The sequence below is a fragment of the Stenotrophomonas sp. YJH_SMC_135 genome, from assembly GCF_059372355.1.
The window spans coordinates 289,618-303,011 of sequence record NZ_JCAFVN010000005.1 but is presented as its reverse complement, the minus strand read 5'-3'; the positions used below and the strand labels follow the sequence as shown (position 1 = coordinate 303,011).

The 13,394-nt window shown below is 66.9% G+C and carries 16 protein-coding genes and 1 riboswitch; of the genes, 6 read left to right on the top strand and 10 right to left on the bottom strand.

What is annotated here, in order from left to right; all coding sequences use genetic code 11:
- Positions 1–182: 182 nt before the first annotated feature.
- Positions 183–2,204, bottom strand: coding sequence for an acyltransferase family protein (locus AC5P98_RS17885; RefSeq protein WP_049407607.1), 2,022 nt, complete (start codon positions 2,202–2,204; stop codon positions 183–185).
- Between AC5P98_RS17885 and AC5P98_RS17880 the strand changes: the two genes are divergently transcribed.
- From AC5P98_RS17880 to AC5P98_RS17870, 3 genes are all read left to right on the top strand, one after another.
- Positions 2,149–2,442 (top strand): hypothetical protein, encoded by a 294-nt coding sequence (locus tag AC5P98_RS17880; RefSeq protein ID WP_162489858.1) that lies wholly within the window; start codon positions 2,149–2,151, stop codon positions 2,440–2,442. The genes AC5P98_RS17885 and AC5P98_RS17880 overlap by 56 nt on opposite strands.
- 257 nt (positions 2,443–2,699) lie before the next feature.
- Positions 2,700–3,110 carry a hypothetical protein gene (locus AC5P98_RS17875; RefSeq protein ID WP_049407605.1) on the top strand — a complete coding sequence of 137 codons (411 nt, stop codon included), beginning with the start codon at positions 2,700–2,702 and terminating at the stop codon, positions 3,108–3,110.
- A gap of 128 nt (positions 3,111–3,238) precedes the next feature.
- Complete coding sequence (locus AC5P98_RS17870; RefSeq protein WP_100449336.1) at positions 3,239–3,610, top strand: DUF805 domain-containing protein; 372 nt, start codon at positions 3,239–3,241, stop codon at positions 3,608–3,610.
- A 191-nt stretch (positions 3,611–3,801) separates the two neighbouring features.
- On the opposite strand, the gene thiL is transcribed toward AC5P98_RS17870, so the two are convergent.
- The 5 genes from thiL to AC5P98_RS17845 all read right to left on the bottom strand — a co-directional run bounded on the left by thiL (position 3,802) and on the right by AC5P98_RS17845 (position 7,712).
- Positions 3,802–4,764 carry a thiamine-phosphate kinase gene (gene thiL / locus AC5P98_RS17865; RefSeq protein WP_046428783.1) on the bottom strand — a complete coding sequence of 321 codons (963 nt, stop codon included), beginning with the start codon at positions 4,762–4,764 and terminating at the stop codon, positions 3,802–3,804.
- Positions 4,765–4,884: 120 nt separating this feature from the next.
- On the bottom strand, positions 4,885–5,364 hold the full coding sequence (gene nusB / locus AC5P98_RS17860) for a transcription antitermination factor NusB (protein ID WP_032956631.1): 480 nt from the start codon (positions 5,362–5,364) through the stop codon (positions 4,885–4,887).
- Positions 5,361–5,828 carry a 6,7-dimethyl-8-ribityllumazine synthase gene (gene ribH, locus AC5P98_RS17855; RefSeq protein ID WP_005415267.1) on the bottom strand — a complete coding sequence of 156 codons (468 nt, stop codon included), beginning with the start codon at positions 5,826–5,828 and terminating at the stop codon, positions 5,361–5,363. The genes nusB and ribH overlap by 4 nt, the downstream gene beginning before the upstream one ends.
- 160 nt (positions 5,829–5,988) lie before the next feature.
- Positions 5,989–7,089, bottom strand: coding sequence for a 3,4-dihydroxy-2-butanone-4-phosphate synthase (gene ribB / locus AC5P98_RS17850; protein WP_014645922.1), 1,101 nt, complete (start codon positions 7,087–7,089; stop codon positions 5,989–5,991).
- Entirely contained in the window at positions 7,086–7,712 is a 627-nt protein-coding gene (locus AC5P98_RS17845; protein WP_049407599.1) for a riboflavin synthase, read from the bottom strand. Before AC5P98_RS17845 ends, ribB begins: the two co-directional genes overlap by 4 nt.
- Before the next feature lie 77 nt (positions 7,713–7,789).
- A riboswitch (FMN riboswitch) is annotated at positions 7,790–7,935 on the bottom strand.
- A 371-nt stretch (positions 7,936–8,306) separates the two neighbouring features.
- Here AC5P98_RS17845 and AC5P98_RS17840 point away from each other — a divergent pair.
- The 3 genes from AC5P98_RS17840 (at position 8,307) to AC5P98_RS17830 (ending at position 10,490) form a co-directional block, all read left to right on the top strand.
- Positions 8,307–8,927: a hypothetical protein gene (locus AC5P98_RS17840; RefSeq protein WP_014645920.1), complete on the top strand. Its 621-nt coding sequence runs from the start codon at positions 8,307–8,309 to the stop codon at positions 8,925–8,927.
- Between the two features lie 154 nt (positions 8,928–9,081).
- Entirely contained in the window at positions 9,082–9,966 is an 885-nt protein-coding gene (locus tag AC5P98_RS17835) for a hypothetical protein (RefSeq protein ID WP_049407597.1), read from the top strand.
- A gap of 95 nt (positions 9,967–10,061) precedes the next feature.
- On the top strand, positions 10,062–10,490 hold the full coding sequence (locus AC5P98_RS17830; RefSeq protein ID WP_080354548.1) for a hypothetical protein: 429 nt from the start codon (positions 10,062–10,064) through the stop codon (positions 10,488–10,490).
- Positions 10,491–10,525: 35 nt separating this feature from the next.
- On the opposite strand, the gene ribD is transcribed toward AC5P98_RS17830, so the two are convergent.
- The 4 genes from ribD to AC5P98_RS17810 all read right to left on the bottom strand — a co-directional run bounded on the left by ribD (position 10,526) and on the right by AC5P98_RS17810 (position 13,302).
- The gene (gene ribD / locus AC5P98_RS17825; RefSeq protein ID WP_049407595.1) at positions 10,526–11,611 is read right to left on the bottom strand and encodes a bifunctional diaminohydroxyphosphoribosylaminopyrimidine deaminase/5-amino-6-(5-phosphoribosylamino)uracil reductase RibD; all 1,086 of its coding nucleotides are present in this window, start codon (positions 11,609–11,611) and stop codon (positions 10,526–10,528) included.
- A 120-nt stretch (positions 11,612–11,731) separates the two neighbouring features.
- Positions 11,732–12,253 carry a transcriptional regulator NrdR gene (gene nrdR / locus AC5P98_RS17820; RefSeq protein WP_010481984.1) on the bottom strand — a complete coding sequence of 174 codons (522 nt, stop codon included), beginning with the start codon at positions 12,251–12,253 and terminating at the stop codon, positions 11,732–11,734.
- Positions 12,254–12,405: 152 nt separating this feature from the next.
- Positions 12,406–12,855 (bottom strand): hypothetical protein, encoded by a 450-nt coding sequence (locus AC5P98_RS17815; RefSeq protein WP_049407593.1) that lies wholly within the window; start codon positions 12,853–12,855, stop codon positions 12,406–12,408.
- Positions 12,856–12,882: 27 nt separating this feature from the next.
- Positions 12,883–13,302 carry a hypothetical protein gene (locus AC5P98_RS17810; protein WP_014645915.1) on the bottom strand — a complete coding sequence of 140 codons (420 nt, stop codon included), beginning with the start codon at positions 13,300–13,302 and terminating at the stop codon, positions 12,883–12,885.
- Positions 13,303–13,394: the final 92 nt, after the last annotated feature.

Here is a 13,394-nt window from a genome sequence, read left to right as displayed (position 1 = left end):
GTAGAGCCGAGCCATGCTCGGCTGCTCTTCGACCAGATTGCGATGACGCCCGCGCTGTGTGCGCAAGCCGAGCGTGGGCTCGGCTCTACAACAACGTGTCGTTCACCTTCGCGCTCCTGTGGAGCCGAGCCATGCTCGGCTGCTCTTCGACCAGATCGCGCAAGCCGAGCGTGGGCTCGGCTCTACACCGTCTTGTCGGCTGCGATATCGATCAGGGTCTGCCGGAAACTGGGCAGCAGCACGCGGTTGCCATGGCCGCTCAGGTGATCGTTGTCGAAGAACAACGGTTCGCCCTCTTCCACCGCCGAACAGGCCTGCGGCCCGCACAGCAGCGGCAGCGGATCCCACACGGTCATTGACGGGTAACGTGCCGCCAGGTCATCCAGCAGTGCCATCTGCGGCGCCCGCAGCATTTCCAGATCCGCACGCGGCATGCTCAGACCGCCGGCACACGCCGGATTGCGGCGGTTGAACCAGTCTGAACAGCGGTACGCACCGGCCTTGAACAGCGGCAGCGGTGCGTCGATCACCACCTGTACGCCCAGCTTCTGCAAACGCCCCAGCACGCGTTCGGCTTCGTCGCGTGCAGCCTGTGCATGCGCGGGCGTGCGCTCGGCCAGCAGCTGTTGATAGATCTGCTGTGCATCCTGCCGCTGCCAGTCGAACCCACGCAGTTCCGGCATGCGCAAGGCCGCCAGCAGCACGATGTCACCCGGGCGCGCCTCGCGTTCGATGGTCGACAGCGTGTCTTCAATGAAGTCCTGGCAGTCGGCCGGGCTGGCCCGCAGCAGGTTGACGAAGCTGCAGCCGCCGCGATCCTGCTGGCGCACCTCCATGCCGGTCTGCCGCGCGACCATGCTGGTCATGGTGCGATACGCCGCCGCATGCGAGTCGCCGGCCACGAACAGGCGCCGCCCTTCAAGCGCCGGCGCACTCACCGGTTCCAGCGGGCGCCACGCCGGGTAGCGACGCGCCTGCCATGCGTAGCCGTTGCGGGTGACGCTGAGCGAGACCTGCTCGTGGTACTCGACCGTGGCCCAGGCGCCGGCACCGCACAGCGCCACCAGCGGAAACGCCATCGCCAGCACCTTGGCCGGTGCCAGCCGCAGCAGCGGCGCCGCACTGCGCAGCGGGCGCTCGATGAAGTGGTAGGACGCGGCCGACACCGCCAGCAGCAGCACCGGATACAGCCACAGCGCGACGCCATGCAGACCATACGTCCAGCGCAGCAGTACCAGCAGCGGCCAATGCCACAGGTACAGCGAATAGGACAGCCGACCCAGGTAGGCCAGCGGTGCGCAGCCCAGCGCACGGGCGATGCGCGATGTCCCCGCTGTCGACACGCCCGCCAACAGCAGCAGGGTACCGGCCACGGTCGCCAGCACGCCGGGCACCGGCATCGCCAACTGCGGGGCGATCAGCACACCCGCGGCCAGCAGCGCCAGGCCCGCCACGGCAGCCGCGTCGCTGCCCTGGCGTGGCGTACGTTTATGCATCCACTGGTAGAGCAGCGCACCTGCGGCCAGCTCCCAGAACCGCGCCGGCAGCAGATAGAACGCCGACGCCGGCGCCGATCGCGCCTGCCAGCCCGCCCACGCCAGCGACAGCATGGTGAGCGCCGGCAACAGCCAACGCGCCCCCGGCCAGCGCTCACGCCCGCGCAGCCACACGAAGAACAACAGCGGGAAGACCAGGTAGAACTGCTCTTCCACACCCAGCGTCCAGGTATGCAGGAACGGATTGAGTTCAGCGCCGGGCGAGAAGTAATCGTCCTGCTGGCCGGCCAGCACGATGTTGCTGAAACCGACCAGCGCGGCCCAGCCGGTCTGGTCGAACTGCTCATTGCGCCACGCGCGGGGAATGAACAGTGCCGACAGTACGAAAGTGGCCATCAGCATCACCAGCAGCGCCGGCAACAGGCGCAGCACGCGACGCCGGTAGAAATCGAGCAGCATCGCACCCAGCGATGCTTGGGCGCGCGAGGCCAGCGACTGGCTGATCACGAAGCCGGATACCACGAAGAACAGGTCCACACCGGTGAAGCCGCCGGGCAGCCACGTCGCGTTGGTGTGGAAAAGGACGACGGCCAGCACCGCCAGTGCACGCAGGCCATCGATGGCGGCGTTGTGGGAACGTTCGGGAGGGGACATGCAGGCAACGGACGGAGAACGATCCGACAGCATCACCATCACTGCCGCAGTCATTCAATGGATGATCGCGACAGGCGTGGACAACGTTCAGGTCCGGTCCCGGATCGACGCGATTGTAGCGTCGAGCCATGCTCGACTGCTTTCCGGTCAGGTCGCGCTGAGTCGAGCATGGCTCGACTCTACAGGAAATGTCGCAATTGCCACATTGAAGCGCGCGCCGAACGTCTGCAACGTTTTCGAATTTTCAAATCTTTCTCATTGGCATACCTGGCACGGCATGCAAATCATGTAGCGCCACCGACAACGGGTGGCACGGGCTTCCAATCCCGATCGGTAACACTGTTGTTTACGCTTGTCTGCCGGCGTCACCCTTTCCTTGTTGGGTGGCGTCGGCAGGCATTCTGTCCGCGCACCTATGGCGGGCGGTGCGTGGGGGCCTCGTGCCCGCCGGCGTTTCGCAGTGTTACCACCGGTATTGGAACCACTCACCGTCCGCCACCCCCGCTGTTAAGCAGGGTGGCCCCTTGCCGCTTGCACAAGGACGCCGCCATGACCGCTTCCCCTTACCCGCACCTGTTCGCCACCTTGGGCGAGGCCGCCACGCGCCTGCCCGATGACCTGGCCCGCACGCTGGAAGACACCTTCGTTGCGCTGCAAAGCGGCAACAGCGCTGGCGCCATCACCCTGCAGGCCTGCCTGCAGTACATCCGCCAGGGCGATGCCGCCGATGGCCAGCCGTGGCCCGGCCACAACCGTACGCCTGGTCAGCGGCTGGCATTGGCGCGCATCGACCGCGCCAATGCGGGGCTGAGTTTCCTGCTGGAGCTGCTGCACGCCACCGAACGCGTACGCGTGGACGGGGATATTGATCAGCAGATAGGCGATGGCGCGCGCGAGGGCCTGCTGCTGGCCTGCCGTGGACTGGCCGAGTATGTGGATGTGCAGTTGCGGGCAGTGTAAGCATCCAACAAGGAGAACTGCGGGGTAGCGCTCAGTTCAGTCGCGCACTGCGCGCAATTGCAACGATTCCGATGGCTCCTCATCACAGGAGCACCAATAGTGCGCACTTCTTTTCAGGGAGTGCCCAGATGCACAAGATGATGATTCCGCTTGTCCGCTACGCACAGTTCAGCGGACGCGCCAGTCGCAGTGAATTCTGGTGGTTCCAGTTGTTCGTCGTGATCGTGCTGATACCGTCGAATGTGCTGGGCTTCATTGCTGGCTACACCGGTTCAAGCACGCTGGCACTGATATCGACGGGCGTGGGCGCATTGGTGTGGCTGGCGATCATCGTGCCGATGATTGCAGTGACCGTGCGCCGCCTGCATGACACCGACCGTTCCGGCTGGTGGTACCTGCTGATGCTGGTGCCGATTGTGGGCCTGGTGGTGCTGGTGTTCCTGCTGCTACCCGGCACGCCGGGCAACAACCGCTTCGATGCAGCGGTTCCGCACGTGTAACCAGCCCGCGTTGGTAGGTGTCGGCCTTGGTCGACACGGTGTTGCCAAGGGCGACTGACACATCCGTGCCAACCAAGGTTGGTACCTACCAGAGCAACATCGATGCATTTCACTTGGGGTCAGATCCCTTTGCGGCGCAAAGGGATCTGCCCCCCCGAAGCTTGGCACCCAGCAGGGCGGTACCGCTGCGGCTACGCGAAGTGCTGGTAACCGCCGTCGGCGGCTTCGCCATCCACATTCACGCCCTGCCCTTCGGCAATCCGACCGATGCGGGTGAGCGGCACGTCCAGCGATTCGGCGAGGTAGTGCAGTGCGTCGCGCTGGTCGGCGGCGGCGGTGAAGCACAGTTCGTAGTCGTCGCCCCCGCGCAGTGCGCAGTCGCGCGCAGTGTCGCGGCCGAGCAGCTCACGCAGCGCGTGCGAGATCGGCAGCGAATCGGCGTCCACATGCGCGGCCACGTTGCTACGCGTGGCGATATGACCGAGGTCGGCCAGCAGGCCGTCGGACACATCCACCGCCGCGTGCGCGAAGGCCCGCAGGCGCAGGCCCAGGGTCACGCGCGGCGTCGGCCGCAGCAGGCGCAGGCGCAGGCTTTCGTAGTCGGCCAGCAGCGTGGCGGTGGCGATGCTCAACGCACCTTGTTGCCACAGGCGCAGCGCGCCGGCGGCATCGCCCAGCGTGCCACTGATCCAGATGTCATCGCCTGCCTGTGCGCGGTCGCGCCGCAGGGCTTGGCCACGCCCGACCTGGCCCATCGCGGTCACCGACAGCGACAGCGGACCGCGCGTGGTGTCGCCACCGATCAGCGCGATGTCGTGCTGGTCGGCCAGGGCGAAGAAGCCATCGGCAAAGGCCTCGATCCAATCTTCAGACGCTTCCGGCAGTGACAGTGCCAGCGTGCACCATGCCGGGCGCGCGCCCATCGCGGCCAGGTCCGACAGGTTGACCGCCAGGGTCTTCCAGCCGATGTCGAAGGCAGGCGTCTCAACCGGGAAGTGCACGCCGCTGTTGAGCGTATCGGCGGTGACCACCAGTTGCTCGTTGGCACGCGGCTGCAGCAGCGCGGCGTCGTCACCGATGCCGAGCAGGATGTCGTCGCGCTCGAGGGTGCGGGCGCGGATGCGGTCGATGAGGGCGAATTCGGCCAGGGACATGGGGCGTTCCCGCTGTTGTACGTGCCGCGCAAGGCGCGGTGGGCGGTAGTGCCGGCCGCTGGCCGGCAACCTCAGGATCCCTGCAGCTGCCGGCCAGCGGCCGGCACTACCACAGGTGGGTCAGTGACCCGATTCGACCTTGCGCCATTCCACGGCGGCACGATCCAGCACGCCGTTGACGTAGGTGTGGCCGTGTTCGGAACCGAAGCGCTTGGCCGATTCGATCGCTTCGTTGATCACCACGCGGTATGGCACGTCCAGGCGGTAGCGCAGCTCGTAGGCGGCCAGGCGCAGCACCGCGCGTTCGATCGCGTCCACTTCCTCGATGTCACGGTCCAGGTACGGGCCGAGCGCTTCATCGATGTCACGACGGTTGTCGAGCACGCCGTGCAGCAGCGCCTCGAAGTACGCCAGGTCAGCGATTTCACGGGCCTGCTCGTGGGCGAACTGGGCGATCAGCGACTGTGCGTTGCCGCCGGAGATCTGCCAGGCGTAGATGGCCTGCACGGCACGACGGCGGGCGCGCGAGCGCAGCACCGGATCGACGCCATCGCGGCGGACGGGTTTACCGGAGGGCTTGCCCTGGGTGTTCTTGTTCATGGCAGTTGCTCCAGCAGATTGACCATTTCCAGTGCGGCGAGTGCGACTTCCTCGCCCTTGTTGCCGTGGCTGCCGCCTGCGCGGGCCTCGGCGTCTTCAACGCGTTCCACCGCCAGCACGCCGTTCAGCACCGGCACGCCGAAATCCAGCTGCACGCGCATCAGGCCTTCGGCGCAGCGGTCGGCCACGTGTTCGTAGTGGCGGGTGTCGCCACGGATCACGCAGCCCAGGGTGAGGATGGCGGCGTGTTCATGGGCGGCGGCCAGGCGCGCGGCCACCAGCGGCAGTTCCCAGGCACCCGGCACGCGGATCACGTCGATGTTGGCTTCGGTGATGCCGTTGCCGGCCAGGCTCAGGCGCGCGCCTGCGACCAGCGCGTCGGTGATGCGGGCGTTCCAGCGGCTGGCCAGGATGGCGAAGCGCGCCGACTCGGGAGTGCGAAGATCGCCTTCGTAGTGGCTCATATGCGGCTTGGGGACTCGATAAGGGAGTAATTCTAGCGTGGATGGGCCCCGGCCGTGGCTGGCGGGGGCCCGCAGGGTGTGCCGACCAACGGTCGGCACCCACCGGTGGCATGGGGTCGGCACCCACCGGTAGTGCCGGCCGCTGGCCGGCAATCCCCCATTACAGGGTGACCGTCTCCACCACTTCCAGGCCGTAACCGGCCAGGCCAACCTGGCGGCGCGGGGTGCCCAGCACCCGCAGCTTGCCCAGGCCCAGGTCAGACAGGATCTGTGCACCGGCACCGTTGCGGCGCCACTGGCCCACATCCTTGTCCTTGCCCGGCACCACCGGCGCCGGCTGCTGGCGCAGGCGGGCCAGCAGGGCTTCGCCATCGCGCGGGGCCGACAGCACCACCATCACGCCAGCGCCCTCGGCATCGATCGCGCGCAGGGCATCGGTGGCCGCCACGCCGAAGTCGTCGCGGCGCCAGTGCAGCAGGTCGGCCAGCGGGTTTTCCACCTGCACGCGCACCAGGGTCGGGGTGTCCGCATCCGGCGTGCCACGAACCAGCGCGAAGTGCAGGTCGTGGGCGATGCGGTCACGGTAGGTCACCAGCTTGAACGGACCGAATTCGGTGTCGATCTCGCGCTCGTCCACGCGCTCGACGGTCTTTTCGGTGGCCAGGCGGTAGGCGATCAGATCGGCGATGGAGCCCATCTTCAGGCCGTGCTCGCGGGCGAACACTTCAAGCTCCGGGCGGCGCGCCATGCTGCCATCCGGGTTCAGGATTTCCACCAGCACGCCGGCCGGTTCCAGCCCGGCGAGCATGGCCAGGTCGACGCCGGCTTCGGTGTGGCCGGCGCGGGTCAGCACGCCGCCCGGCTGGGCGATCAGCGGGAAGATGTGGCCCGGCTGGTGCAGGTCCGACGGCTTGGCATTGGGCTTTACCGCGGTGCGGATGGTATGCGCGCGGTCATGCGCCGAAATGCCGGTGGTGACGCCCTCGGCGGCCTCGATGCTGACCGTGAAGTTGGTCTGGAACTGGGCGGTATTGGCCTGCACCATCGGCGCCAGGCCGAGGTCGGCGGCGCGGCTGCGGGTCAGCGGCAGGCACACCAGGCCGCGGCCGTGGGTGACCATGAAGTTGATGTCCGACGGCTTGACCAGCTCGGCGGCCATGATCAGGTCGCCTTCGTTCTCGCGGTCTTCGTCATCGACGATGACCACCATGCGGCCCAGGCGGATGTCTTCCAGGATTTCCGGAATCGGGGCGAAGTTCATGCTGCGTCTCCCTGTGGGTGCTGACCGTTGCTCGGCACACCCATCAATCGCTCGACGTAACGGGCCACCAGATCGATTTCCAGATTGACCGCGCTGCCCACGCCGGTGGCGGAGAAGGCGGTGTTCGCCACGGTGTGCGGGATCAGGGCGACTTCAAAACCGTCGTCGTCCACTTCGTTGACGGTGAGGCTGACGCCGTCAACGCAGATCGAGCCCTTCTTGGCGATATAGCGGCGCAGCGAGGCCGGCGCGGCGAAACGCCAGCGCTGGGCCCGCGCGTCGTCATGGATGGACAGCACCTGGCCGAGGCCGTCGACGTGGCCGCTGACCAGATGGCCGCCCAGGCGGTCGGTCGGGCGCATGGCGCGCTCCAGGTTGATGACCGCCCCTTCGCCCAACTGGCCCAGCGTGGTCAGGCCCAGGGTCTCGGTGGAGGCATCGGCCTGGAAGCTGCTGGCGTCGAACGCGATGACGGTGAGGCAGACGCCGTTGATGGCGATGCTCTCGCCCATCTGCACGTTGTCGAACGGCAGATTCCCGACATTGAAGGTGAAGCGGACATCGCCGCCGATGGATTCGCGTGCGGCCAGACGGCCGACGCCTTCGATGATTCCAGTAAACAAGTAACGTTCTCCGCGAAAAGTGAGCGAAAAACGCCGCAAGGCAAACAGGCGGGCGCAGGGCCGCGAAGGCCCTGTGGCACCGTCTTCTTTCATCCGGACTATGACCGTCGGCTCCGGCATTGGACCGGATCTGCTGACCCCCGGCAGTGGGCCGGGGCGCTCGCGGGCTCGTGCTTGCGCACCTACCGCCGGTGGGGAATTGCACCCCGCCCTGAAGACGTTTGTGTACCGGCGAACCGGCGCGGCTAGTGTACCAGCCCGTGCTGAACGGGGTCGGGATGACCGGGGTCGGATCCCTTTCCGCCCCGGAAAGGGCTCTGACCCCGGGTCCCTCGAAATCGCGGAGGGGTCAGAGCCGTTTTCCGACGGAAAACGGATCCGACCCCGATGCAGGCCCGCTCGCATTCTGATGACCGGGGTCGGATCCCTTTCCGCAGGAAAGGGCTCTGACCCCGGCCAAGCCAGACCAGCTTGTGACGGCCGTCTCTCGCATTTTGTAAAACTTTCATTAAAATCCGCAGCGGACGACATGAGGTCGCCACGGGCAGCCGCGAGGGCAGGCCCGCCAATGGACTGAAATTCACAGGAATTCCCATGCGCAAGATCCTGATCGTGGCCGCCCTGCTGGCCGCTGCTCCGTTCTCGGCTTCGGCCGACGCCCTGAGCTACACCTACGTGGAAGGCGGCTGGACCCAGGTCCAGGTTGACGACAACGTGCTGGACGACCCGAAGGTCGACGGCGGCTACCTGCGCGGCTCGGTCGCGCTGGCCGAGCAGGTTTACGTGTTCGGTGGCTGGTCGCGCACCAGCAAGACCCGCCACTACGGCGAAGACTCGCTGAAGCTGGAACTGAACCAGCCGGAGCTGGGTATCGGCTACCACATGCCGTGGACCGACCGCCTGGACTTCACCGCCGATGCCGCCTGGGTGCGCCAGAACGCCGAATCGACCCTGCGCTACGACGGCGTGCGTTACCACGGCAAGGACCACACCAACCTGGGCCGCGTCACCATGGGTATCCGTGGCAAGCCGTCGCGCATGACCGAAGCCTGGGCCAAGGCCGGTTACATGGATGGCGGCAACAACTACAAGGGCACCTGGGTCGGTACCGTCGGCGGCCAGGTCAACTTCACCAAGACCTGGGGTGTAGTGGGCGAGATCGCCGGCTACCGCGACGTCACCCAGTACTCGGTCGGCGTCCGCGCCAGCTTCTGATTTACCGATCGCTCCTCGTCGTGCGATCGAACGGGCCCCGCAAGGGGCCCGTTTTTTTTTGGGCCCGCGCGCGCCGGCAGGCGGCCACAGGGCACCATCGGGCCTGCGCAAAGATGCGCTACGCTTGCGCGCCTCTGGAACAGGAAACACCGTCATGAAGACTCCCTTGCGTACCCTGCTGGCCAGCGCCCTGCTGGCGGCCCCGCTGCTGGCCGGCGCAGCCCCCGCCACGCTGACGCCCGAACAGGCTTTCGACCTGTACGCACGCGTGCTGCTGGAAGATGACGCCGTGGCGACCCGCGCGCTCAACGATGCACTGAAGCCGGCGTTCGAAGGCCAGGACGCGGTGACCCCGAACCCGGGTGCGCTGGCCAAGGCGCTGGCCGAACCGTGGCAGGTCGTACTAGCCAGCACCGGCGCAAAGGCCGACGCGGCCGCCACCGAAGCGCTGTATGCCAAGGCCCTGCGTGATTCGAAGTGCCGCGCCAGCAAGAGCGTGATTGAAGACAACGAGTACGTGGAAGACCAGAAGCTGGCGCGCATCACTTTCAGCTGCCAGGTGCCCGACCTCGGCAAGGTGCGCCCGCTGTTCGCCGCCAGCCTTGCAGCCGACGCCAGCCCGGCCGCGCGCAGGCAGTTCACCGACGCCTACACCCAGGCGCTGCAGAGCGGTGCGCGCGTGCCGGTCAGCGGCACCTTCACCCTGTACCCGGCCAAGGACAACGGCTACTGGTACAGCGGCAACTTCGACGATCTGGTGGGTACCGTGACCGGCGCGCTGGCACCGTTCGAGGACTGGATGCAGGACGCGCAGGCGGCCAGCGCACCGAAGGTGACCGGCGTACCCGGCTGTGACCTGCTGCTGCAGCAGCACCGCGCCTGCGTGGCGAAGATCGCGCCGGACCAGATCAGTGGCGTGGATGCCATGACCGAGGAACTGAAGGCCAAGGCCAAGGTGAAGTCAGCCGAAGACATGACGCAGGAATGCAAGGCACTGCGCCCGATCGCCGAGATGATGTGGACCGACGAATGCGCGTGAGCGGGATGTAACGCCGAGCCTACGCGCTGCCCAGCGTTGCCGACGGCAAGGGCAACTGCATTTTCAGAACCCTTGCATGGCCCTGCGCGGCCTGCATGGTCAATGCTGTTGCCCTCTTCCACCAGGGCAACCGCATGAAACACCGTATGACGTCGACCGCGCTCATGTTGCTGGCGCTGATGGTGTGCTGGCAGGCCGAAGCGTCCAGGTTCAAAGCCACGAAGATCATCATCGTCCAACCCTCGGTCGCCTTCGAGTCAACGCAGCTGAGCGACAGGCACCTGGATGCGTGGATGAGCAATGACGACCACTGCCGCGATTTCCTGATGTATCACGATCAGTGTGCCGTGCTGGTACTGCCGGATGAGTACGACGACGGTTTTACGCGTCGCCAGTTGCGGTTCAAGGCGAGGCAACTGCCGGGCGAGGCGCTCGGCGCGTACTGCCGCGACCTGCATGTGCTGTGGAAGCAGCAGTGGAAAGGCCAATGCCCCGTTGGCGAAGAAGACGACGAAGCGGCCTGACGCCATGGGCGTAGCCCCTGCTCTGCGTCATTCCTTCATGGGCGCAGCAGCAGCCGGATGTCCTCGCCGACCTGGCGCTGGTCAACCACGCGCAGGCGACGCTGCTGGTCCATGGCATCGATGCCGAGGCCAGCCAGCAGCGGGCGGCCGTTGTCGCCCAGCAGCGTGGGCGCCTGATAGAGCAGAAGCTCATCGACCCAGCCACCGCGCAGCAGCGCACCGGCCAATGTCGCGCCGGCTTCGGTGTGCACTTCGTTGATGCCGCGCTCGGCCAGCAGCGCCAGCACCGCGCCCAGGTCCAACCGCCCCTCTGCGCTGGGCACGCTGGCGAATTCGGCATCGGCCGCATCCGGCGCGCTCACCGCCGCAGCGTGCAGGTACAGCGTCGGTGCCCCGCCCTCGCGCACGCGGCTGCATTCGAGCGAGCGCAGGCGCGAATCCAGCACCACACGCAGTGGTGCCATCACTTCGGTATCGGCCAGGCGCACGGTCAGCATCGGGTCGTCGGCCAGCACCGTGTCGCCGCCGGTCAGGATCGCACCGGCGCGCGCGCGCCAGTGCTGCACGTCCTCGCGCGCGGCCGGCCCGGTGATCCACTTGGAACTGCCATCGGCCATCGCGGTACGGCCATCCAGGCTGGCGGCCAGCTTCACCCGCAGCCACGGCCGATTGCGCTCCACGCGCGACAGGAAGCCCTTGTTGAGCTCGCGCGCCTGCGCCGCCATCAGCCCTTCGGCGACGTCGATGCCGGCATTGCGCAGCAGATCGAACCCACCGCCATCGACCTTCGGGAACGGATCGCGCATCGCCGCGACCACGCGCGACACGCCGGCTTCGATCAAGGCCAGCGCACACGGTGGCGTGCGCCCGTAGTGGGCGCAGGGTTCCAGGGTGACGTAGGCGGTGGCACCGCGTGCTTCGCCGCCGGCCTCGCGCAGGGCGAACACTTCCGCATGCGGGCCACCGGCGCGCTGGTGCCAGCCCTGCCCGACCACGCGTTCGCCGTGGGCGATCACGCAGCCGACCATCGGATTGGGGCGGGTGGTATAGGCGGCACGCTCGGCCAGGCGCAGCGCGTTGGCCATGTGCAGGTGGTCGAGGACGGAGAACGAAGTGGTCATGCAGCCATGGTAACGCCGCCGGTGTTGATCCATGCCGTCAGTGCCAACCAACGGTTGGCACCCACCAGTGAATGCGGCCACCGGTGCCCACCAAGGTTGGCACCCCCAAGGCAGAGGCAGTCAGCCCTTCTTCTTCTTGGTCAGGGCGATCACATCGCCCAGCAGCTGCAGCTGTTCGGTACTGGACGGCAGGTCGCGCTCGAGCTTCTCGATCTCCTCGCGGAAATCGGCCACGTCCTCGAAGCTGCGGTAGACCGAAGCGAAGCGCACGTAGCCGACATGATCGAGCTTGCGCAGTTCGTTCATCACGAACTCGCCGACCTTGATCGAGGGCACTTCGCGCTCGCCGCTGATGCGCAGCTGGTGAACCACCGCACGCACCGCTGCTTCGATCTTGTCTTCGGCCACCGCACGCTTCTGCAGCGCGCGGTCGAAGCCAGCGCGGACCTTGCGCTGGTCGAACGCCTCGCGGGTGCCATCGCTCTTGACGATGGCCGGCAGCTTCAGTTCGACCGTTTCCAGGGTGCTGAAGCGCTCGCCGCAGGCTTCACATTCACGCCGACGACGGATCGTCGCGCCGTCTTCAGAGACGCGCGAGTCGATGACCCGGGTATCGGCATGTTGGCAGAAGGGGCAGTGCATGGAACGCCTGGCTCAGGAAAGTACCTATTGCCACGGTCATGGCAGCGTCGCAAAGGTACCTGAGAAAGGGCGCAGCGGCAAATGCTGTCTGCGCGGAAGTACCTGCATTTCGGCCAACCAGAGCGTCCAGTGAGGTCAGCAGGACCAGACGTTCAACCAGGTGCCGACGGCACCGGGGCCGCGCGTGCCCAGCGCAGCCACGCCAGGTGCCCGGCCATCACCAGCAGCGGCGGGCCGAACCCAAGGAAGGCCAGGGTCGAGATTTCCCCATGCTTGAAGGTGAAGTACAACGCGGCGGCGACCACGGCCAACGCGGCCAGCACCCCCAGCGCAAGGCCGACCCAGGCGACAACCGGTGATTGGCGCAGGCCGGCAACACCGCGCCACAGGAACAGGCCGCTCAGCCACAACCACGACAGCAGGCCGATGATTCCAGCCGACGACCACAGCAGCAACCACGTGTGCTCGTCGCCCGTCAGGTACTTGCCGTCCCATACGACCATCAGCCCCAGCACGGCACCCGTGCCGCCTGCTGCCACGGTGGGCAGGCCCACCAGCAGGCCGGCGATCGCCATCCAGCGTCTGTGCAGACGCTCATCCATGCGTTCGATTTCCTTCCATGGGCCACGTCATGCGCGGCGTTTGATCCACACCAGCATCGCAGCCGGCACCAGCATCGACGGGCCCAGCAGCAACAAGCCGATGCCTTCGGCATGCACGGCGATGCCCCACCACAGCGCCAGCCCCAGCGGGGGCAAGGCGGCGAGACCGCCCGCCAGCAGCATCCACCACCAGAGGCGGTGCACGTGCAGCCCGGCACGCCCCTGCAACAGAAAACCCGCGCTGAGCCACAACCAGGCCAGGCAACCGGCAATGCCGGCCAGGCCCCACAGCGGCATCACCGTCACCGAGGCCAGCGTGCCATGACCGAACTGGCCCAGCCCCATCAGCAGCAGCATCGTCGCCGCCGCGCCGCCCATCACCAGGCTGGGCAGGCCAAACAGCACCGCCAGCGCGGTGTACAGGTACTTGAGGTGGCGCTCATCCATGCGCGGTTACTCCAATGCCGGGGTCAGAGCCCTTCCCTGCGGGAAGGGATCCGACCCCTGCGTCGATCCGGAAGGCGGGGTCCGATCCCTTT